The 19,951-nt window shown below is 71.8% G+C and carries 21 protein-coding genes and 1 pseudogene; 12 read left to right on the top strand and 10 right to left on the bottom strand.

Annotated elements, in window-relative coordinates; genetic code table 11:
* Nucleotides 1-83 precede the first annotated feature (83 nt).
* The gene (locus tag ACGF4F_RS07215; RefSeq protein ID WP_357442173.1) at nt 84-1,400 is read left to right on the top strand and encodes a lysyl oxidase family protein; all 1,317 of its coding nucleotides are present in this window, start codon (nt 84-86) and stop codon (nt 1,398-1,400) included.
* A gap of 114 nt (nt 1,401-1,514) precedes the next feature.
* Here the strand turns inward: ACGF4F_RS07215 and ACGF4F_RS07210 are convergent, their stop codons facing one another.
* Nucleotides 1,515-2,390 (bottom strand): GNAT family N-acetyltransferase, encoded by an 876-nt coding sequence (locus ACGF4F_RS07210; RefSeq protein WP_357442172.1) that lies wholly within the window; start codon nt 2,388-2,390, stop codon nt 1,515-1,517.
* Nucleotides 2,391-2,642: 252 nt separating this feature from the next.
* On the opposite strand from ACGF4F_RS07210, the gene ACGF4F_RS07205 reads away from it, so the two are divergent.
* The 3 genes from ACGF4F_RS07205 to ACGF4F_RS07195 all read left to right on the top strand — a co-directional run bounded on the left by ACGF4F_RS07205 (nt 2,643) and on the right by ACGF4F_RS07195 (nt 4,078).
* Nucleotides 2,643-2,870 (top strand): hypothetical protein, encoded by a 228-nt coding sequence (locus tag ACGF4F_RS07205; protein ID WP_357442171.1) that lies wholly within the window; start codon nt 2,643-2,645, stop codon nt 2,868-2,870.
* Between the two features lie 123 nt (nt 2,871-2,993).
* Entirely contained in the window at nt 2,994-3,491 is a 498-nt protein-coding gene (locus ACGF4F_RS07200; RefSeq protein ID WP_357442170.1) for a sigma-70 family RNA polymerase sigma factor, read from the top strand.
* Nucleotides 3,488-4,078, top strand: a complete 591-nt coding sequence (locus ACGF4F_RS07195) for a hypothetical protein (RefSeq protein WP_357442169.1) — start codon at nt 3,488-3,490, stop codon at nt 4,076-4,078. Before ACGF4F_RS07200 ends, ACGF4F_RS07195 begins: the two co-directional genes overlap by 4 nt.
* Before the next feature lie 6 nt (nt 4,079-4,084).
* On the opposite strand, the gene ACGF4F_RS07190 is transcribed toward ACGF4F_RS07195, so the two are convergent.
* Nucleotides 4,085-4,846: a TIGR03089 family protein gene (locus ACGF4F_RS07190; RefSeq protein WP_357442168.1), complete on the bottom strand. Its 762-nt coding sequence runs from the start codon at nt 4,844-4,846 to the stop codon at nt 4,085-4,087.
* 76 nt (nt 4,847-4,922) lie between these two features.
* Nucleotides 4,923-5,495: a TetR/AcrR family transcriptional regulator gene (locus ACGF4F_RS07185; protein ID WP_357442167.1), complete on the bottom strand. Its 573-nt coding sequence runs from the start codon at nt 5,493-5,495 to the stop codon at nt 4,923-4,925.
* A gap of 88 nt (nt 5,496-5,583) precedes the next feature.
* Between ACGF4F_RS07185 and ACGF4F_RS07180 the strand changes: the two genes are divergently transcribed.
* Complete coding sequence (locus tag ACGF4F_RS07180; RefSeq protein ID WP_357442166.1) at nt 5,584-5,955, top strand: DUF4267 domain-containing protein; 372 nt, start codon at nt 5,584-5,586, stop codon at nt 5,953-5,955.
* 31 nt (nt 5,956-5,986) lie between these two features.
* On the opposite strand, the gene ligD (ACGF4F_RS07175) is transcribed toward ACGF4F_RS07180, so the two are convergent.
* Together ligD (ACGF4F_RS07175) and ligD (ACGF4F_RS07170) are read right to left on the bottom strand one after the other, a co-directional pair.
* Nucleotides 5,987-6,901, bottom strand: coding sequence for a non-homologous end-joining DNA ligase (gene ligD / locus ACGF4F_RS07175; protein WP_357442165.1), 915 nt, complete (start codon nt 6,899-6,901; stop codon nt 5,987-5,989).
* Nucleotides 6,891-7,832, bottom strand: a complete 942-nt coding sequence (ligD, locus tag ACGF4F_RS07170; protein WP_357442164.1) for a non-homologous end-joining DNA ligase — start codon at nt 7,830-7,832, stop codon at nt 6,891-6,893. Before ligD (ACGF4F_RS07170) ends, ligD (ACGF4F_RS07175) begins: the two co-directional genes overlap by 11 nt.
* Before the next feature lie 86 nt (nt 7,833-7,918).
* On the opposite strand from ligD (ACGF4F_RS07170), the gene ACGF4F_RS07165 reads away from it, so the two are divergent.
* Nucleotides 7,919-8,953 carry a Ku protein gene (locus ACGF4F_RS07165; protein ID WP_073839084.1) on the top strand — a complete coding sequence of 345 codons (1,035 nt, stop codon included), beginning with the start codon at nt 7,919-7,921 and terminating at the stop codon, nt 8,951-8,953.
* Between the two features lie 59 nt (nt 8,954-9,012).
* Here ACGF4F_RS07165 and ACGF4F_RS07160 read toward each other — a convergent pair whose 3' ends face one another.
* The gene (locus tag ACGF4F_RS07160; RefSeq protein WP_357442163.1) at nt 9,013-9,978 is read right to left on the bottom strand and encodes a zinc metalloprotease; all 966 of its coding nucleotides are present in this window, start codon (nt 9,976-9,978) and stop codon (nt 9,013-9,015) included.
* Nucleotides 9,979-10,191: 213 nt separating this feature from the next.
* Complete coding sequence (locus tag ACGF4F_RS07155; protein ID WP_357442162.1) at nt 10,192-10,584, bottom strand: PPOX class F420-dependent oxidoreductase; 393 nt, start codon at nt 10,582-10,584, stop codon at nt 10,192-10,194.
* 239 nt (nt 10,585-10,823) lie between these two features.
* Between ACGF4F_RS07155 and ACGF4F_RS07150 the strand changes: the two genes are divergently transcribed.
* The 5 genes from ACGF4F_RS07150 to ACGF4F_RS07130 all read left to right on the top strand — a co-directional run bounded on the left by ACGF4F_RS07150 (nt 10,824) and on the right by ACGF4F_RS07130 (nt 15,226).
* Entirely contained in the window at nt 10,824-11,486 is a 663-nt protein-coding gene (locus ACGF4F_RS07150; RefSeq protein WP_357442161.1) for an FKBP-type peptidyl-prolyl cis-trans isomerase, read from the top strand.
* Between the two features lie 139 nt (nt 11,487-11,625).
* Nucleotides 11,626-12,483 (top strand): hypothetical protein, encoded by an 858-nt coding sequence (locus tag ACGF4F_RS07145; protein WP_357442306.1) that lies wholly within the window; start codon nt 11,626-11,628, stop codon nt 12,481-12,483.
* A 31-nt stretch (nt 12,484-12,514) separates the two neighbouring features.
* Complete coding sequence (locus ACGF4F_RS07140; RefSeq protein ID WP_357442160.1) at nt 12,515-13,168, top strand: HAD family phosphatase; 654 nt, start codon at nt 12,515-12,517, stop codon at nt 13,166-13,168.
* A gap of 93 nt (nt 13,169-13,261) precedes the next feature.
* Nucleotides 13,262-14,011 carry a MerR family transcriptional regulator gene (locus ACGF4F_RS07135; RefSeq protein ID WP_357442159.1) on the top strand — a complete coding sequence of 250 codons (750 nt, stop codon included), beginning with the start codon at nt 13,262-13,264 and terminating at the stop codon, nt 14,009-14,011.
* A 201-nt stretch (nt 14,012-14,212) separates the two neighbouring features.
* Nucleotides 14,213-15,226, top strand: a complete 1,014-nt coding sequence (locus ACGF4F_RS07130) for an NADPH:quinone reductase (protein ID WP_357442158.1) — start codon at nt 14,213-14,215, stop codon at nt 15,224-15,226.
* Nucleotides 15,227-15,410: 184 nt separating this feature from the next.
* Here ACGF4F_RS07130 and ACGF4F_RS07125 read toward each other — a convergent pair whose 3' ends face one another.
* The gene (locus ACGF4F_RS07125) at nt 15,411-17,060 is read right to left on the bottom strand and encodes a fatty acid--CoA ligase (RefSeq protein WP_357442157.1); all 1,650 of its coding nucleotides are present in this window, start codon (nt 17,058-17,060) and stop codon (nt 15,411-15,413) included.
* Between the two features lie 83 nt (nt 17,061-17,143).
* Here ACGF4F_RS07125 and ACGF4F_RS07120 point away from each other — a divergent pair, with 83 nt between their 5' ends.
* On the top strand, nt 17,144-17,635 hold the full coding sequence (locus ACGF4F_RS07120; protein ID WP_073839077.1) for an NUDIX domain-containing protein: 492 nt from the start codon (nt 17,144-17,146) through the stop codon (nt 17,633-17,635).
* An 89-nt stretch (nt 17,636-17,724) separates the two neighbouring features.
* Here ACGF4F_RS07120 and ACGF4F_RS07115 read toward each other — a convergent pair whose 3' ends face one another.
* Nucleotides 17,725-19,401, bottom strand: coding sequence for an MDR family MFS transporter (locus ACGF4F_RS07115; RefSeq protein WP_357442156.1), 1,677 nt, complete (start codon nt 19,399-19,401; stop codon nt 17,725-17,727).
* Nucleotides 19,402-19,518: 117 nt separating this feature from the next.
* Nucleotides 19,519-19,901: pseudogene (locus ACGF4F_RS07110) on the bottom strand (DJ-1/PfpI family protein).
* Nucleotides 19,902-19,951: the final 50 nt, after the last annotated feature.

Raw genomic sequence — 19,951 nt, 5'->3', positions numbered from 1 at the left:
TGGCATCACGGGCTGATGCCAGAGCATGTGCGCTCCGTATAGCGTGGCGTTTCACAGTCACCTATATTGAGGAGGATGCGCGTATGCGTACCTCGGTATCAGGGCGTCTTTCCGCAGCCCGCACCCGGCGGGCCGGAGCGCTGCTCGCGGCCGGTCTGCTGGTCCTCGCCGGCACCGCGCTGCCGCGGGCCGCGCAGGCCGCCAGTCCCGGCGAGGTGAAACTGAGGTCGGACGGTCCGGCCTCGTACTGGGCCGGCACGGTCCGCAGCGACGGACCCGGCACGCGGCAGATCCCCGAGTGCCGGACGGTCCACTGCGAAAAGCTGCGACTCACGGTCGCACTACCGCCCGGCACCTGGACCCGCCCCGGCGGGGTACAGGTGGCGATCCGGTGGGACGGCGCCACCGAAGGCGGCCTCGGCCTCTTCGTCTACCGGGGCCAGACGCTCGTGGCGAAGTCCACCGCGGGGGTCGGCACCGCCCAGTCGGTCATCATCCCGTCCGCGCGCAACGGCTCCTACGACGTGTACGTCTCGTACGGGGTCACCTTCGGCGCGGTCGACCCGGACCGGGTCATCGCCTACCAGGGCCTGGCCGAGGTCGAGTACCGGCCGACGGTCCAGCCGGTACGCGACCTGCTACCCGACCTCAGGTCGCTGCCGCAGGAGAACGTCACCTACGACAACCCGGGCACCATCTTCGGGGACACCGCCCAGCCGGGGCAGTCGTGCTTCGACAGCGAGCGCAGCGAGCAGGGCGCCCGCCAGTGCCTCCGGTTCGACCAGGTGCTGCAGAACGCCGGGACCGGCCCGGTGGAGCTGCACTACTCCCGCCAGTCGGGCGTTATGCAGGACGAGGATGTGTGGCAGCGGGTCTACCGGTCCGACTCGACCTGGCAGGACCTGTCGGCCGGGCAGGTGGAGTTCCACCCGATCCATGGGCACTACCACTTCAAGGGGTTCGCACAGTCCGAACTGTGGCTGGCCGATCGGGCGGGCAGGGTCGTCGGCAGCGCGCCGGCCGCCGTCGCGGACAAGGTCAGCTTCTGCATCGCCGACACCGACCTGGTCGGCTGGGGCACCAAGGGGGACGCGGCGCTGTCGTACCCGGCACCGGCCTGCCTGGACCCGAAGTCGACCAGCGGCGGCCGGGACTACTTCGACATGGGCATGTCGCCGGGCTGGGCGGACCGCTACAACTGGTACCTCCCGGACCAGATGATCGACACGTACGGGCTGGCGGACGGGACGTACGTCCTGTTCACAACGGTGGACCCGGACAGCAAGCTCAGCGAGTCCGACGAGACGAACAACTGCTCGTCGGTGATCGTGGCGCTCTCCGGGCTGGCGACCAGCCAGCCGCAGGCCCAGTTGCGCGGCGTCGGCCCGGCCTGCCCGTGATTACACCGCCTTTGCGGGCCTGACCCACACACCACATCGCCGATGTGGCGGCATCCAGCCCGCCTCGATACCGCCACATCGCCGATGCGGAGCCGATCGCGGCCTCGGCGGCGGTCACGCGCGCCGGCGCAGGTAGCGGGCGCGGCGGCCGGCGTCCCGGAACCCGAGTCGCCGGTACAGCGCGGCGGCCGGGTTGTTGTCGTTGACGCAGAGCCACGCCTCCCGGGCACCATCCCCGGCCAGCGACCGCAGCGCGGTCGCCACCAGATACGCCCCGACCCGTCGCTGCCGCCAGCCGGGCACGACGCCCACCTGGTCGATCCAGTTGTCGACGACGTTGAGGAAGCCGACGGCCGTGCCGTCGGGACCGCGCGCGATCAGCGACAGGTCCGGCCGGTACTCGTCGTCGTCCCGCAGGTCGCCCAGCCACTCCTCGGCGGCGGGATTGCCGAACCCGGGTCGGTCGGCGAAGGACGCCCGGTAGGTCTCGAAGAGTTCGGGGCCGATATCCCAGGTCACGGGCTCGGTGGTCACGCCGTCGGGCCGCGCGACCGCAGGCAGGGTGGTGAGGTCGTGCCGCAGCACCCACTCGGTGAAGGTCAGCTCGAAGCCGCGCGCCGTGAAGAGGGCTTCCGCGCCCGGGCTCCAGGACTCGGTGGTCAGCAGCAGGTCCGCGCCGCCGGCCTGCTCGTCCGCCCAGTTCAGCAGCCGGCTGCCCACGCCCCGCCCCCGCCAGGCCGGATGCACCAGGCCGGTGCTGGTGGCCGGCTGCTCGCCGGTGCCGACGCCGACGGCCGCGACCAGGCTGCCGTCCTGCCAGCCGCCGAGGGTACGGGTCTGGAGCAGCCTGGCCCGCAGCAGCGGCGGCCTGGCGAACAGCGGCAGCCCACCGTCGGCGGCCAGGCACGCCTCGGCCAGTCCGGTCAGCGCGACGAGGTGCTCCTCGCCGAACTCTTTCCAGGTCAGCGCATTTCCGCCCAGTTCTGCCATGATCCACTGCCCCTTCGCCTGTCGCCGGCCGCACGACGCCCGGTGGGCAAGTAGGCATCCCGGCCCGCGCCACTGTCAACGAGTTTCCGTCGGGCCGGCGCGCTGCCCCGCACGGCGACCGGAACAGGTGGCCAGACCGGTCAGGAATCGAGAAGCCCAGGTCACCGAGCCGCAGCTAGCGTGACCCGCCATGGATGTCCCGCCCCCGGCAGGCGCAGGGGGCGGGGTTGCTCGTCTTCCGAGGAGGTTCCGTTGAACTGGAACAAGTGGGTCCGGCAGATCCACCGCTGGCTGGCCATCGTCTTCACGGTGACGGTCATCGTCACCTTCGTCGCGCTGGCACAGGAGGAGCCCGTCGTCTGGGTGTCCTACGTGCCGCTGCTCCCGCTCTTCCTGCTCCTGTCCACCGGCCTGTACCTGTTCGTGCTGCCCTATACGGCCAAATGGCGTACCGCTCGGCGCACCAGGGCCGAAAGGTAGTGCGCACAGCACTCGGGTCACCTGCTCGGCGTCGATGCGGGTGTCGAGCCTCGTCCGGCAACTCTGTCCGGGCAGATGTCGGCCGAGGGTAAGTGGCCCGACGGGCTCAGGCGTGTACGGGACGTGGGACACGAGCAAGCACAGTTCGCAGAGTTCTATCGGGTCCACCGGGCCGCCTGTGTGCGGGCGGTGGTGGCCGGCACGGGCGATCGCGAGGGCGCTGAGGACCTGGTGGCGGAGGCGTTCACCAGGGCCTGGATGTCCTGGCGGAAGGTCAGCCGGCACCCGGCTCCCCAGGCGTGGGTGGTGCGCACCGCCCTGAACGTGCGGGTGTCGGCCTGGCGGCGCCGCCGCCGCGAGGTCGCCTTGGCCGACGGGCACGACGTGGCGGTCGGCCCGGACGCCGGGGGCGTGGACGCGGCGCTGATGGCGGCGCTGCGGCGGCTGCCCGCCCGCCAGCGCGAGGTGATCGCGCTGCGGGTGTTCCTGGACCTGGACACCGAGACCACCGCTCAGGTGCTCGGCATCGCCGCGGGAACTGTCACCGCTCACCTGTCCCGGGCCGTCGCGACGCTGCGCGGCCAGTTCGTACCCGCCGAGACTCTGGAGATCAAGCAGTGAGAGATCAAGACGTACTGCGTGCCGTGGCGGACGGCCTGTCCGGCCTCGACATGGACAGGCCGGCCGAGGACATCATCGCCGCGGGCACCTCGCGGCGCCGACGGCGGCTGGCCGCAGTGACCGCGGCCGGGGCGATGCTCGCCGGGCTGGCCTTGGCAGTACCGGCGCTCACCGGCTCGGGACCCGCCGCGCCGCCGTCCGCCGGGCCGCCGTCCGCGCAGCGGCCAGCCAGCATGGCTCCGACGCAACTGGTCGCCTTCTCCGTGGTCCGCGAGCCCAACGGGACGGTGACTCTCAGTCTGTCGAAGAAGCAGTTCGCCGACCCGGACGCGGTTCGAAAGGCGCTGTCCGAAGCCGGCGTGCCGGCGGAAGTCAGGGTCGGCTCAATCTGCCAGTCCGTGCCCGCGCCCAGACTTGATGATCGGATCTTCCCCTCGCAGAGCGAGGCGGACGCGAGCACTGTCCTGACGATCAACCCGTCGGCCATTCCGAGAGGGGCGGTGGTGGCGATCTCGTACCACGACCCGTCGACGAACGGCCCGGTGGTGATCGGCCTGGCCTGGAAGAACCGGATGACCTGTAAGTGATCAGAGCTACGTGGAGAGCACCCGGGTGACCTGCTCGGCCTCGATCCGGACAGCCAGCTTCGACCGGTCGAGGTTGGCGCAGAGCACCACGGATGCGCCGGCGGCGAGCGGGGCGAGCAGCCACTTCACCGGCTGCTCGTGCTCGGTCGCGTCGACCAGCAGCCGATCACCGGCCCGCAGGTCGAGCTGTTCGGCGATCGCCGACGCCAACTGCCGCCACTCCCCGTAGCTGGTGCCGTCGGGGCTGGCTGGGTCCCACGGGCGGACGGCGGTGTAGTCGGGCGGGGTGTCGGTGTGCCGGAGCACCTCGATGGACCAGTCGAGCCAGCCGAGGGGCACCTCGGCCAGCGGCGCCGGCCCGGTGGGGACCAGGTAGCGATGCGTGCCGAGTGGCACGTCCTCCAGCCAGTCGTCGAGGCGCTCCGGGGTCACAAACACCGCGTCGTACGGCTGGTCGCCGCCGGGTTCGAGGACCGGCAGCCCGGCGGTGGCCCGCGGCCGGAACGACACGGCCATCCCGATCGACCAGGCGCCGATCAGCACCGCGGCGGTACGCCAGTGCGGCGGCAGCAGCACCGCGATCCGGCTGCCGGGGCCCAGCCCGCAGCCGTCCCGCAGCAGGCTGGCGCTGCGCGCGGCCCAGCCGCCGAGCTGCGGCGCGGTCAGCTCGACCCGCTCCCCGGTCGCGTCGTCGCAGTAGGTGAGCAGCGGGAGCCCGACCTCCCATGGCGCGTTGGCCGGGACGGGTGCGGGCGTGTGGACAGCCATCGGAAACTCCTCCTGCCGATCCGCTCACCCTAACCAGCCGACCGCCGGCCCGACCGCCCTCGACCGGCGGGTCGGTTCAGCGGGTGAACCGGTCCACCAGGATCGCCAGCCGCCGCTCGTGGTCCGCGCGCCGGAGCCGGCCGTTGCGCATCAGCGTGGCGAGGCCGTGCAGCCCGCTCCAGAAGGTCTCGGTGAACGCCTCGAGGTCGTCGTCGCCAGCGGCCGGGCGCAGGGTCTCGGCCAGTTCGGCGAAGGCCCGGGCCAGCTCGACCGGCACGTCCTTGGTGGCGAAGGGCAGATCGGTGGGGAGGTTGAATATCGCGTCGTAGAGCGCGGGCCGGCGCTCGGCGAACGCGACGTACGCCCTGGCGATCTCGGCCACCGCCCGCCGCGGGTCGGTCGCGGCGGCCCGGGCGGCGGCGAGTTCGGCGGCCAGATCAGCGCAGCCTTCCACGGCGACCGCCGCCATGATGGCGTCCTTGCCCTTGAAGTGGCTGTAGAGGACGGGCTGGCTGTATTCGATCTCGGCGGCGAGTCGGCGGGTCGTGACGGCGTCCCAGCCCTCCGACTCGGCCAGCTCCCGGGCCGCGGCGACGATCGCCCGTTCCCGTTCCGCCCGCTCCCGCTCCCGGCGGGCCTGAATCCCCATGACCGAAACTCTAGCACCGCTAGCCAATCTGCCGGCGCTCTGCTAGCTTCGCTCTCGCATCTAGCGCTGCTAGCAAATGGAGCCGAACATGCTCAGTCCCCTCGCCTACGGGCTCGCCGTCGTCCTCAGCCTCTTCTGCGTCTTCATCGGCGCCCGGTTCCTGCTGGTGCCCCGCGCCTCGGCCGCCGGCTACGGCGTGCCGGCCGCGCCGGACGGCGACCCCGCGTATCTCACGATCAAGGGCCTGCGCGACCTCACCTACGGCCTGCTCGGCCTCGCCCTGATCGCCTTCACCAGCGCCGACGCGGTCGCCTGGTTCATGCTGATCGTCGCGCTCAACCCGTTGGGGGACACCCTGATCGTGCTGCGGCACGGCGGCACGAAGGCGATCGCCTTCGGCATCCACTTCGCCACCGCCGTGGTCGTCCTCCTCGACGCCGCCCTGCTGTTCGCCCTGTAGGGCAACCGCTGACCCGAACTGCCCGGGCCGCTCAGCCCCCGGGCAGTTCGGGGCCGCCGTCGAGGAGCGGGGCCAGCAGGTCGCCCTGCTGCTCCACCCGCTTGAGCACCTCGCCCGCCGTGTACGGCTTGGTCGACGGGCGCTTGCCCGCCGCGCCCGCCTCGACCTCGTCCCAGGTCAGCGGGGTGGACACCGCCGGCACCGCCTGGGCGCGCAGCGAGTACGGCGCCACCGTCGTCTTGGCCGCGTTGTTCTGGCTCCAGTCGATGAAGACCTTGCCGGGACGCAGGTTCTTGGCCATCTTCGACACGATCTGCTTCGGGTGCGCCCGCTCCAGCTCCTGGGCGATCCGCCTGGCGTAACCCGAGACGAAATCGGAATCCTGCGTACCGGCGATCGGGCAGCAGAGCTGCATGCCCTTCTTGCCGGACGTCTTCGGGTACGCCTCGATGCCGTCGTCGGCGAGCCGGTCGCGCATCAGCAGCGCCACCTGGCAGCACTGCTTCAGCGCGGCCGGGGCGCCCGGGTCCAGGTCGACCACCATCATGTCCGGGTGCTCGCCGATCTTCCACTGCGGCGTGTGCAGCTCCAGGGCGGCGAGGTTGGCCAGCCAGACCAGCACGGGCAGCTCGTCGCAGACCACGTAGTCGATGGTCTCCCGCCCCTTGCTCGACCCGGGGGCGGGCAGCGTCTCGGTGCGTACCCAGCCGGGGGTGGCAGCCGGGGCGTTCTTCTCGAAGAACGAGCCGCCTTCCACCCCGTTGGGGTACCGGATCCGGGTCAGCGCCCGGTCACGCAGGTGCGGCAGCAGCACCGGGGCGATCCGGGTGTAGTAGTCGATCACCTCGCCCTTGGTGAAGCCGGCCTTCGGGTAGAGGATCTTGTCCAGGTTGGACAGCTCCAGCGCGCGTCCCTCGACGTCCACCTTCAACCGGTCAGCTGGCATCGTCGACCTCCTCGGGTGGCTTGTCCGGCCGCAGCCGCAGGATCCGGGGGAAGCGCAGCCGCCCGTCGGGGGTGCGCTGGCCGTACTTGACCTCGACCACCACCCGCGGGGTTACCCAGATCGCGCCGCGGGCATCCTCGCGCGGCACGTCCCCGGCGAACGGTGACGCGGCGCTGCGCAGCGGTTCCAGCTCGCGCAGCAGGTCCCGCTCGAGGGCCGCGCCGATCCCCCCGCCGACCCGGCCCCGGAAGGTGAGCCGTCCGTCCGGCCGGGGCACCCCGACCAGCAGGCCGCCGATCTTGCGCGCGCCGGGCCGCCAGCCGCCGACCACGAAGTCGCCGGTCACCTCCAGCTTGACCTTCACCCAGTCGGGCGAGCGCACCCCGGGCCGGTAGACCGCGTCGACCCGCTTGGCCATCACCCCTTCGAGCCCGTGCTCGCCGGCCGCCGCAAAAGTGGCCGGGCCGTCGGCGAAGGCGGGCGGCACCGCCCACCGGGCCGCGCCGAGCCCGAGCGACTCCAGCGCCGCGCGCCGCTCCCGGTAGGTGCGGCCGGTCAGGTCGTCGCCGCGCAGCCGCAGCACGTCGAAGATCATGTACGTGACGGGCATGCTGGCCGCCAGCCGCGCCGCCTTGGTCGGGTTCCGCACGTGCATCCGCTCGGCCAGCGCGGTGAACGACGGCTGCCCGAGCTCGTTGAAGAGGACCACCTCGCCGTCCAGCAGCGCGTCGTCGACCTGCTCCTTCAGCATGATCAATTCCGGGTACGCCGTGGTGATCTCCACGCCGGAACGCGCGTACAGGTGCTGGTCGCCGTAGGAGATGTCGGCGAGCGCGCGGACCCCGTCCCACTTGAACTCGTACGCCCAGCCGGCACCGGCCGGGAGATGCCCGGTCATCGCGAGCATCGGCTTCAACGGCGCGCCGGGCACCTGATCACTGTAGTTGCGCACGGAAGGGCGTGCGTGCCGTTCGATCGTTTGCAATTCTGGTCAGAACCAGGGAGAGGAGCGCGGGGATGCGAGCCATCTGGAAAGGAGCGGTGTCGTTCGGCCTGGTGTCGATCGGAGTGCGGGTCTACTCGGCCACCGAGGAGAAGGACATCCGCTTCCACCAGGTGCACCGGGACGACGGCGGCCGGATCCGCTACAAGCGCACCTGCCAGGTCTGCGGCGAGGAGGTCACCTACGACGACATCGCCAAGGGGTACGACATCGGCGGCGGCGAGATGGTCATCCTCACCGACGAGGACTTCGCCGACCTGCCGCTGACCACCTCGCACGCGATCGACGTGCTGGAGTTCGTCCCCGCCGAGCAGGTCGACCCGATCCTCTACAACAAGGCGTACTTCCTGGAGCCGGAGGGCTCGGCCACCAAGCCGTACGTGCTGCTGCGCGACGCGCTGACCGACTCGGAGCGGGTGGCGATCGTCAAGGTCGCCCTGCGCCAGCGGGAGCAGCTCGCCACCCTCCGGGTACGCGAGGGCGTCCTGCTGCTCAACACGATGCTCTGGCCGGACGAGGTGCGTACCCCCGACTTCGGGTTCCTGGACGAGGACCTGAAGGTCCGTCCCCCGGAGCTGGCCATGGCCAGCTCGCTGATCGACTCGATGGCCGGCGACTTCGAGCCGGACGCCTTCACCGACGACTACCGGGCGGCGTTGCAGGAGGTGATCGACGCCAAGATCGAGGGCCGTGAGGTGGTCCAGCCGGAGGAGGAAGAGGCCGCGCCGGCCGCCGCGGTGGACCTGATGGCCGCCCTGAAGGCGTCGGTCGAGCGGGCCCGGGCGGCCCGCGGCGAGGCACCCGCCGGCGGCGCCGGCGAGCCGACCCCGATCACCTCGGCCCGGTCGGCGCAGCAGGCGGCCAAGGCGGCCAAGACCGCGAAGGCGCCGGCGAAGAAGGCGGCCGCGAAGAAGGCCCCGGCGAAGAAGGCGGCCGCCGCCAAGAAGGCCGAGCCGGCGAAGAAGGCGGCGGCCAAGAAGACCGCGGAGAAGAAGGCGGCGCCGGCCAAGAAGGCCGCCAAGAAGGCGGCCCCCCGCAAGACCGCCTGACGGCGAAGGGGTTGACGAGCCGCTGAAGGCGGCCCGTCAACCCCGGCACCAAGCCCTGGTTACTGCTTGCCGCCACCGGCCCGGAATGCCACCCAGGCGTCGCTCATCCGGTCCGCCTGGCCCGCCGTGAACATGTTCATGCAGGAGTCCTGCGTGTAGTCCATGAAGTTGTGGATCGGGTCCAGCCCGGGTGCGGTGCAGGTGTCCGCGCCCACCGGGCAGTTGAACTGCGGCGCCGCCTCGCGCGGGGTGTCCGCGACGAAGTCGCCGGAGGCGGAGCAACCGTGCGCGAAGGTGTGCTCCAGCATCAGCCAGTGCCCGACCTCGTGCGTCAGCGTGTCACCCAGGGCGTACTTGCCGGCCGTTCCGCCCGGCATCGACTCGTCCAGCATCACCACGCCGTCGATGTAGTCCCGGCCGTTGTTGTAGCCCTTCGGGAAGTACGCCCAGCCGAGGAGCCCGCCGCCGATGTTGGCCGCGTACACGTTCAAGGTGCGGGCGTCGCCGGTGTACAGCGCCTTCTTCATGTCGCGCTCGTTCTTGCCCGGCACGACCGTGTACCAGTTGCTGTTCACCGTCCACGTCGTGTCGACGAGCGAGAACCGGAACGGCGTGTCGGAGGCGTCGGGCGCCGTGCTGCCTCCGAACGAATCGTTGAGCACCTTCATCTGCGCGGCGATCATGGTGTTGAACCGGTCCGTCTCGGCCGCGCTCAGGGGGTGGTCGGAGATCATGTGGAAGACCGTGGGGATGGTGACGCTGCCGTTGGGCAGGCGCGGCGAATCCTTGAGCACGCCGTAGGCGTTCGCCTCGTTCTTCGAGTACAGCTCCGGTTCCTGGGCGGTGGCGCCCTCCTTCACCCGCGCGGCGCTGTGCCCCTCGGCACCCGGCTCACACGCCGCTACCCCAGGGGAGGCGGTCGCGGGCGCTGCCGTGGCCACCGCCCCGGAGGCGCCTCCGGCCGCCAGGAACGTCGCCGCGGTAGCGGTCAGGACCGCCAGCTGGAAAGATGATCTTCTGCGCATCGTTGCACCCTTCACGCCTGTGGGATGGAGGCAGAGCGGAATGGACAAGGGACGCCGCCACGAGGTCAGTGACGTCGTCGTCCCGTATGAGAACACGTCGATGCGGTGAACAACAGACCCAAGTGCGCACTCAGCTGGTCTCCCGGCCGAACGGCGATGTTGGTGGAGGGCCTCTGCTCTACCGGAGGCGTTGAGAAGGGGCCCTCCGTGGGCTCAGCCGCGGCCGAGCTTCCCGGTGGGGGTGACCCGGACGATCACCCGCTCCTCGCCGGGCTGCCGGAACGGGTACGTGTCCTGCCCGAGGTACTTCTTCGCCAACCGGTCGATGTGCTCGTCGGCACCCTCGGTGATCAACTCGGCGGTGCCCTTCACCCAGAGCGTGCGGAAGTCGTCCGCCTTGTCCACCACGGAAATCGCGACCGCCGGGTTGCGCGCGATGTTGAGGTACTTCTTCCGGCCCTTGGCGGTGTTGAACACGATGTGCTCGCCGTCGGTGTCCACCCAGACCGGGGTGACGTGCGGGGTGCCGTCGGGCTCGATGGTCGCCACATGCGCGAGCTGCGGCTCGGCGAGCAGGGCAAGGTCTACTTCGGTGAGGATCGCCATGGTCGTGAACGTACTCCGATGAGTCCGGTGTCGCTGTCGTTCGCCGCCGCCACGCCCGTTGCCGGCCCACCGCCCGGTCGCGTCGTTCGTCACCGACTTCACGCTGGCGCCCATGGATGGCCGAGCTGTCGGAATCGGAGCCGGCCGTAGGAGCACCGCAGGCGTCCGGGCGGGTACCGTGTGCGCTGGTCTCGACAGCGGCCGACGAGCCGCACCACCCACCCAGCAGGGGAGTCGACGTGAGCGAGCGTGTGCAGAACCGGTCGGCGGGCCAGGGCCCGGGCACCAAGGCGGAGCGGCGTCTGGCCGCGCAGCTGGCGGCGAAGAAGGCCGCCGAGGCGCGGCGCCGCCGGCAGTCGATGCTGGGCGCCTTTGTCGGTGTCCTCGCGGTCGCCGCGCTGATCGGCGGCATCGTCTGGCTGAACAACGGGGACGACGACACGAAGTCCACCGCCGCCGCCCCGTCGGCCAGCGCCGACGCCCCGGTCGAGCCCACCGCCGCCGCCGCACCGCAGCTTCCCGCCGACGCCGACCCGGCGCTGAAGACCAAGCCGACGGTCGGCGCGGGCAAGGGCGAGCTGAAGAAGCTCACCGTCACCACCCTGATCAAGGGCAACGGCCCGGCGGTGAAGGCCGGCCAGCAGATCACCACCAACTACGTCGGGGTGTTCTACAAGGACGGCAAGGAGTTCGACTCCTCCTGGGGCCGGGGCGAGCCGGCCACCTTCGGGATCGGCGTCGGCCAGGTCATCCCCGGCTGGGACCAGGGCCTGGTCGGCGTGCCGGTGGGCAGCCGGGTGCAGCTCGACATCCCGGGTGAGCTGGCGTACGGCAACGACGCGTCGGGCGGTCGCCCGGCGGGCCCGCTGCGCTTCGTCGTTGACGTGATCGCCGCGCAGTAGGTCACAGCAGGCTTCCTTCCCGTCACCCAGCGGCAGTAGGTTCATGGTCACCGTGGGCGGTCCACCCGCCCGCGGCGACCTGCCCACCGACGCGGAGGTGCACGTGGCGGCGCTGGACGACCCCGGACTGGCCCGGCTGATGTGGACCCACTTCGAGCCGGTCCACGCGGTGACCTACTTCCACCCCCGGGCCCGCGCCGCGTACGAGGCGGTGGGGCTGCGCGGCTACTGGCGGGGCTACTTCGCCGGCCGGGCCGCCCCGCTCGGGCCGGTGGACGCGCCAGTGGTGGTTGCCGCCTTCTTCAGCTTCGCGCCGCCGATGGTGGCCCGGGCGCTCCCCTCGGTGTGGCGCCTGGCCACCCCGCAGGAGGCGCTGCGCGCCCGGCTCACCGGTGCCGTGCAGGCGCTGGCCGAGTTCACCTACGAGCTGCCCGAGTCGCACCTCGTCGAGGCGGCGGGGCTGCTGGAGGAGGCGGCCGGGCGGGTCGAGACGGCGGGCCGGGTGCTGGGCGCGGTCAACGCCGCGCTGCCCCGGGGGGAATACCCGCTGGCCCGGCTCTGGCAGGCCGCCACGACGCTGCGCGAGCACCGGGGCGACGGGCACGTGGCGGCGCTGGTCACCACCGGGCTGGATCCGGTCGAGGTGGTGGCCTGGCGGTGCCGGCTCGACCAGTCCCGCGAGTTCCACCAGATGGCCCGGGGCTGGACCGACGAGGAGTGGGCCACCGCCGAGGAGCGCCTGGTGGAGAAGGGTTGGCTGACCGCCGACCGGGCGCCGACCGAGCACGGCACCGCGACGTTCCGGGCGGTCGAGGAGGCCACCGACCGCGCCGCGCTCGGCCCGTGGCGGGCGCTGGGCGCGGAGCGTACGGCGCGGCTGCGCGAGCTGCTCGAACCGATCGCGAGCCGGTGCCACACGATCATTCCCCGGCAGAGCCCGATCGGCCTGCCCGCCCCGCGCGCCTCCACCGGGGAGGCGACCGCCCCGGCCCGCTGACCGGCCCGCCGGGGTCCGGCAGGATGGGCTCATGGTGGACGCGGTGCTCTTCGACCTGGACGGCGTGATCGTGGACTCCGAGCCGGTCTGGGAGGAGGTCCGGCGGGCGTACGTGGCCGCGCACGGCGGCGCCTGGCAGCCGGACACCCAGCGCCGGCTGATGGGGATGAGCACCGGCGAGTGGGCCGCCTACCTGAGCGGTGAGCTGGGCGTGGACCGCACCGCCGAGCAGGTCGCCACCGAGGTGGTGGCCGAGATGACCCGGCGGTACGCGGCACACGTACCGCTGATCGACGACGCCGACGCGGTGGTGCGCCGGCTGGCCACGCGCTGGCCGCTGGGGCTGGCCAGTTCCTCCCCCACCCGACTGATCGCGGCGGCGCTGGCCGCCACGGGCCTGGCCGACGCCTTCCGGGCGACCCTGTCGACCGAGGAGACCGCCCGGGGCAAGCCGGCGCCGGACGTCTGGCTGGGCGTGGCGGCGCGGCTCGGCGTGGATCCCGCCCGGTGCGTGGCGATCGAGGACTCCTCGAACGGGGTCCGGTCCGCGGCCGCCGCCGGGATGCGGGTGGTGGCGGTGCCGCACGGGTCGTACCCGCTGGACCGGGACGCCGAGGCGTTGGCGGCGGTGCTGCTGCCCTCGATCGACGCGCTCACCCCAGCGGTGGTCGAACGGCTCGACTGAAGCCCGCGGGACGACTTGCTCCTGACGCGACGTCAGGTCTTAGCGTCGGATTCCGGTCGCCGCAGGGTGCGGCGATGCGAGAGGGAGTGGGACGTGGCGTCCACCTGGCGGATCGGCGAGCTGTGCCGGCGTACCGGGCTCACCGTCCGGACCCTGCACCACTGGGACCACGTGGGGCTGTTGCGGCCGTCCGCGCGGACGTCCGCCGGCCACCGGCTCTACGCCGAGGGGGACGTGGACCGGCTGTACCGGATCGTCGCGCTGCGCGAGCTGGGCCTGCCGCTGGAGGCCATCGGTGTGCTGCTGGACGGCGGCGGTGGCGGCGGCCCGGAGCTGGCCGAACTGCTCGACGACCACCTGGCGCACGTGGAGCGGCAGCTCGCCGCGCTGGGCGGCCTGCGTGACCGGTTGGCCATGCTGGTGCCCGCCGTACGCGCCGCCGGGGGTGCCGCGCCCGTCGACCTGCTCGCAGTGATCGAGGAGGTGACCAGGGTGGAGGACACGATCCGGAACTATTTCACCGAGGACCAGCTCGCCGTGCTGGCGCAGCGGCGGGAGCAGATCGGCGAGGCGGCCATCCGCGACGTACAGGAGGAATGGCCCCGGCTGATCGCCCAGGTCCAGGCGGAGCTGGACGCCGGGACCGACCCGGCGGACCCGCGGGTGCGGGCGCTGGCGAAGCGGTGGATGGAGCTGCTGGAGGCGTTCCACGGCGGGGACCCGGGGCTGCGGGACTCGCTCTACCGGATGTACGCGGAACAGCGCGCGGAGATCACCAGTGAGTGGGGCGGCCCGTCGCCGGAGCTGATCGACTACGTGAAGCGGTCGGTCGCGGCGGGCTGAGCCGCCTGGGGTGGGCCGACCGATCGGGACCCGGCCGGCCCACCGTCCCGCGCGCCTGCACCGCCGGCATGTCCCGCAGCACACCCCTCCTGCCGCCGACCACCGCGTTGTACGTTTTCCCCGGCGCGTCCGATCGGAATGATCAGGGTGCGTCCGGGTAGCGCAGCCGGTGGCGCACGTGTCGGCGGTGAGGGGACGGCGATGAAGGCGATCGTGTACGAAGGCAACGGCGACGTCTCGGTGCTCCAGGTGGCCGAGCGCCCGATCCCGGAGCCGGGCCCCGGCGAGGTGCTGGTGCGGGTGGCCGTGTCCGGGGTGAACCCGACGGACTGGAAGGCCCGCCGGCAGTGGCCGCTCCCGGCCGGGTGGCAGATCCCCGGGCAGGACGGTGCCGGGGTGATCGAGGCGGTCGGCCAGGGTGTCGACCAGATCCTGATCGGTGACCGGGTGTGGCTCTGGGAGGCCGCCTGGCAGCGGCCCTGGGGCACCGCCACCGAATACACGGTGGTCCCGGTCCGGCACGCGGTACGCCTCGGTTCCGCCTCCTTCGACCTGGGCGCCTGCCTCGGCATCCCGTTCCTGACCGCGCACCGGTGCCTCACCGCCGGCGAGTTCATGCCGGACAAGCTGCACGCGGGCGCGCTCAGCGACCATGTGGTGCTGGTGCAGGGCGGGGCGGGCGCGGTGGGCAACGCGGCCATCCAGCTCGCCCGCTGGGCCGACGCCTGCGTGATCACCACGGTGAGCACTCCGGAGAAGGCGCAGCTCGCGGCGGCGGCCGGGGCCGACTTCGTGATCAACTACCGCGAGCAGGACGTGGTCGAGGAGGTCCGCAAGATCGCGCCCGACGGGGTGCACACCATCGTCGAGGTCGCCGCGGCCGTCAACGCGGCGGCGGACGTGCAGATCCTGCGGCCCGGGGGCGCGGTCTGCGTCTACGCGGACGACGGCGGGTCCGAGGTGACGCTGCCGATCCGGCCGCTGATGGTGCCGAACGCCCGCTGGCAGTTCGTGCTGATCTACACGGCGCCGAAGGCGGCCAAGGCGCAGGCGGTGACCGACGTGACGGCGGCGGTGGCGCAGGGGGCGATCCGGGTGGGCGAGGAGGCCGGGCTGCCGCTGCACCGCTACCCGATGTCGGCGGCCCAGGCGGCGCACAAGGCGGTGGAGGACGGCGCGGTCGGTAAGGTGCTGATCGCCACGGCCGAGGCGTAATAAACGCGAAACGGATTTCTCTGACATCGGGACAGAGGCGAACAAGTTTCGCGAGAATGGACGTGCGGGTCGCCCCGCATGGACGGGCGGCCCCGGCGCGGTGCGAACGCCGGGGCCGCCCTCTGGGGAGAGATGTCCTTACGAGGAAGTCTCTACCCGTCCAGCGACGCTACGCCGGAAAGTGTTACGGCGCGGCCAGTTCGCGCACCTCGAGCCCGCCCTCCGCGTAGCGGGAACGCACCACCTTCTTGTCGAACTTGCCGACGCTGGTCTTCGGGACCGCGTCGATGAACGCCCAGCGCTCCGGCAACTGCCAGCGGGCCACCGACTTCGCCAGGAAGTCCCGCAGCTCCTCGGCGGTGACCGAGGCGCCCTCCCGGACCACCACGGTGGCCAGCGGCCGCTCGTCCCAGCGCTCGTCCGGTACGCCCACCACGCACGCCTCCAGCACCGCCGGGTGCCCCATCAGGGCGTTCTCCAGCTCGACCGAGGAGATCCACTCGCCGCCCGACTTGATCACGTCCTTGGCCCGGTCGGTGAGGGTGATGTAGCCGTCCGGCGAGAGCATGCCGACGTCCCCGGTCCGCAGCCAGCCGTCCCGGAACTTCTCCTCGTCCTGGGTCTCGTCCCCGACGTACCGGGCTGTCACCCACGGCCCGCGGACCTCCAGCTCACCCACGGAGGTCCCGTCGGCGGGCAGCGGCTCGCCCAGCGGGCCGACGATCCGCGCGGCGACCCCGGCCGGCACCCGGCCCTGGGTGTAGCGGTAGCGCCAGGCCGTCTCGTCGGTCGCGCCGGCCGGCGGCCGGGAGACCGAGCCCAGCGGCGACATCTCGGTCATCCCCCAGGCGTGGATGACCTCGATGCCGTGCCGGTCGTGGAAGGCGTGCATCAGCGCCGGCGGGCAGGCCGAGCCGCCCACGATCACCTCCTTGAGCGAGGAGGTGTCCACGTCGTGACTGTCCAGGTAGGTCAGCAGGTCGGTCCAGATGGTCGGCACCGCGCCGGCCAGGGTGGGGCGCTCGGCGGCGATCATCGCGGCGATCGGTTCGGCCTGGAGGAACCGGTCCGGCATGATCAGCGAGGCGCCGGAGAGAAACGCCGCGTACGGCAGGCCCCAGGACATCGCGTGGAACATCGGCACGATGGCCAGCTCCCGGTCCGTCGGGCCGAGCCCGAAGCCCTCCGGCATGCAGATCTGCAGCGAGTGCAGGTAGATGGAGCGGTGCGAGTAGGCGACCCCCTTGGGGTTGCCGGTGGTCCCGGAGGTGTAGCAGAGCGCGGCCGCGTCCCGCTCGTCCACCTCGGGCCAGTCGTAGCTGTCCGGCCGGCCGGCCAGCAGGGCGTCCCAGTGGTGTACGGCGATCCGGTCGCCGGCCGCCGCCACCAGCGGTGCCGGGTCCCCGCCGCCGACCACCACCACGTGCCGCACCGTGGTCAGCTGCCCGATCACCCGGGCGAGCAGCGGGATCAGCGTCGAGTCGACCAGCACCACCCGGTCCTCGGCGTGGTTGGCGATGTAGGCGACCTGGTCCGGGAAGAGCCGGAGGTTGAGGGTGTGCAGCACCGCGCCCATGCTCGGCACGGCGAAGTACGCCACCAGGTGCTCGTTGTTGTTCCACATGAACGTGGCGACCCGCTCGTCGCCGGTCACCCCGCACTCGTCGCGCAGCGCGTGGGCGAGCCGGGCGGCGGTCCGCCCGACCTCGGCGTACGTCATCCGACGGGGCTCGGCGCCGGTCCAGGTGACGACCTCCGCCGTGCCGTGCACGGTGGAGCCGTGTTCGAGGATCCGGGCGACCTGGAGGGGGGCATCCATCATCGTGCTACGCATGGGTAGCAAACTAGTGTCGCCGGTCACACCACGGAAGCCCCGGATTTGCCGAGCCGGCAGCGGAAACTGCGTAGATTGTCCGGGTGAGCATCTCCTGGGCCGACTCGTACGTGGGGCAACTGCGCGCCCTGGCCGGTGACCGCACCCTGATGTTCGTCGGGGCCCGCGCCGTGGTCCGGGACAACGCCGCCCGGGTGCTGCTGATCCAGCGCTCGGACAACGGCCAGTGGGCGTTGCCGGCCGGAGCCATGGAGCTGGGCGAGTCGATCGCCGACTGCGCGGTCCGGGAGGTCCGCGAGGAGACCGGGCTGCGCGCCCTGCGGGTCAGCGCCTTCGCCCTCTACACCGGGCCCGACCGCACCCACACCAACATGTACGGCCACACGTACCAGGTCTTCACCACCGCGTTCCGCGTGGACGAGTGGGACGGCGAGCTGGCCCGGGTGACCGACGAGACTGACGACGCCGGCTTCTTCCACCCGGAGGAGCTGCCCACCCCGCTCTCCGCCAGCGTCATCGAGACCCTCGCCGACCTGGACGTCTTCGAACAAACGAACCGCCTGATCCTCAAGTAACCCCCGCCCGCCGTGCAGGCGTTGATCAAGGAGTTAGGGTCGGGCCGGAGCCGGTAGCCGACGCTAACTCCTTGACCAACAGGGCGCCGTCAGAGCATCGTCTGGGACTTGGCCTCCATTTCGGCGGCGGCTTCGCCCTTCGACTCCTTGGTCAGCGGCTTGCCGCCGGGGGCAGCGGCCTTGCCGCCGAGCGGATCCGCGCCGCCGGTGGCGCCCTGCGGGCCGGTGCCGCGCAGCTGGTGGTTCGGCAGGGCCAGGGTGACCAGCACCGCGATGATGGCGATCAGTCCGGCGGTCAGGAAGACCAGGTGCAGCGAATCGACGAACGCGGCCTGGATCGCGGCCCGGACCGGTGCGGGCAGGGCGAGGATGGTCCCCGGTTCGTTGATCGAGATGTGGGCACCGCCCCGGGCCGCCACGACGGCCCGTTCAGCGGGCGGCAGCTGCGCGATGGCGGGCGGCAGCCGGTCGGCGAGCTGGTGGGTGAGCTGCGACGAGAGCACCGCGCCGAGGATGGCGACACCGAACGAGCCGCCCAGGGAGCGGAAGAAGGTCGCCGAGGAGGTGCCAGCGCCCAGGTCCCGCGGATGCACCGCGTTCTGCACGGCCAGGATCAGCGACTGCATGCACAGGCCCAGCCCGACGCCGATCACCACCATGTAACCGAAGGCCGCCCAGAGCGAGGTGGCCACCTGGAGCTGCCGGAAGAGCAGCATGCCGGCGACCAGCACCGCCGAGCCGGCCACCGGGAACCACTTGTAGCGGCCGATCTGGCTCATCGCCCGGCCGGTGAACACCGAGGTGACGATGATGCCGGCCATCATCGGCAGCATCAGCAGGCCGCTGCGGGTCGGCGAGGCGCCCTTGACGATCTGGAGGTAGAGCGGGATGAAGATGATCGACCCGAACATCACCAGACCGAGCACGAAGCCCGCCGCGTTGGCCAGCGTGAACGTTCGGGTACGGAACAGCCGCAGCGGCAGGATCGGCTCGGGCACCCGGGCCTCCTGGAGCACGAAGAGGGTGCCGAGCACCGCGCCGGCCGCGAACAGCCCGATGATCACGCCGGAGCCCCAGGCGTACTGACTGCCGCCCCAGCTCAGCGCCAGCAGCAGGCTGCTCACCCCGGCGACCAGCAACGCCGCCCCGAGCCAGTCGATGGCGTGCTCCCGCCGCTCGAACGGAATCAGCCGCATCACGTGGTAGCAGACCACGATGGCCAGGATCGCCAGCGGCACGTTGATGTAGAAGATCCAGCGCCAGTTGGTCTCCGCGAAGTAGCCACCGACCAGCGGCCCGGCCACCGAGGAGATGCCGAAGACCGCGCCGAACAGGCCCTGGTAGCGGCCACGTTCCCGGGGCGAGACCACGTCCGAGATGATGGTGAACGCCAGCGTCATCAGGCCGCCGGCGCCCAACCCCTGCACGCCCCGGGTGACGATCAACTGGGTCATGTTCTGGGACAGCCCGGCCAGCAGCGAGCCGAGCAGGAACGTGCCGATCGAGAAGAGGAAGACCGGGCGTCTGCCGTTGAGGTCGGCCATCTTCCCGTACAGCGGGGTGGAGGCGGTGGAGGCGAGCAGGTAGGCGGTGACCACCCACGAGTAGTGGTTGATCCCGCCCAACTGGCCGACGATGGTCGGCAGCGCCGTACCGACGATGGTCTGGTCGAGCGCCGCCAGCAGCATGCCGGTCATCAGACCGAACATCAGCAGGCGGACCTGGCGGGCGTGCAGCACGGGACGACCGTTGGCCTGGGCAGTCATCCCGGGTTCTTTCCCACGTCCCGCAGAACATGCCCCCGAGACGGGCCGATCATGAGGTTGGCGGCGATGTCGATCTCCTCGACCGCCGCCAACCTCATGATCGACGAGGACGGGTGGTCAGGCGAACGCCTCGACGATCTTGGCGCAGAAGGCCGGGAGGTCCTCGGGGTTGCGGCTGCTGACCAGGCCGTGGTCGGTGACGACCGCCTCGTCGACCCAGGCCGCGCCGGCGCTGGCGAGGTCGGTGCGCAGGCTCGGCCACGAGGTGATCCGGCGGCCACGCACCACGTCCGCCTCGACCAGCGTCCACGGGCCATGGCAGATCACCCCGACCGGCTTGCCGGCGCTGAAGAACGACCTCACGAACCGGGCCGCACCGAGACGAGTTCGACCCGCGCGCCGGCCTGCTCCACCGCCTCGCGGGGCTTCGTGTACTCGACCTCCTCCACGCCGTCGGCGGCCAGGAACGCGATCCGCTTGCCCTGCAGCGTCGCTGCCATGGTGGTTTCTCCTCTCCAGCGGTCCCCTCAATCCGTGCCCGGGCTCAAGC

This window comes from Micromonospora sp. NPDC047740 (assembly GCF_043204735.1).
GTDB lineage: Bacteria > Actinomycetota > Actinomycetes > Mycobacteriales > Micromonosporaceae > Micromonospora.
This window is presented reverse-complemented; position numbering and strand designations above follow the sequence as displayed.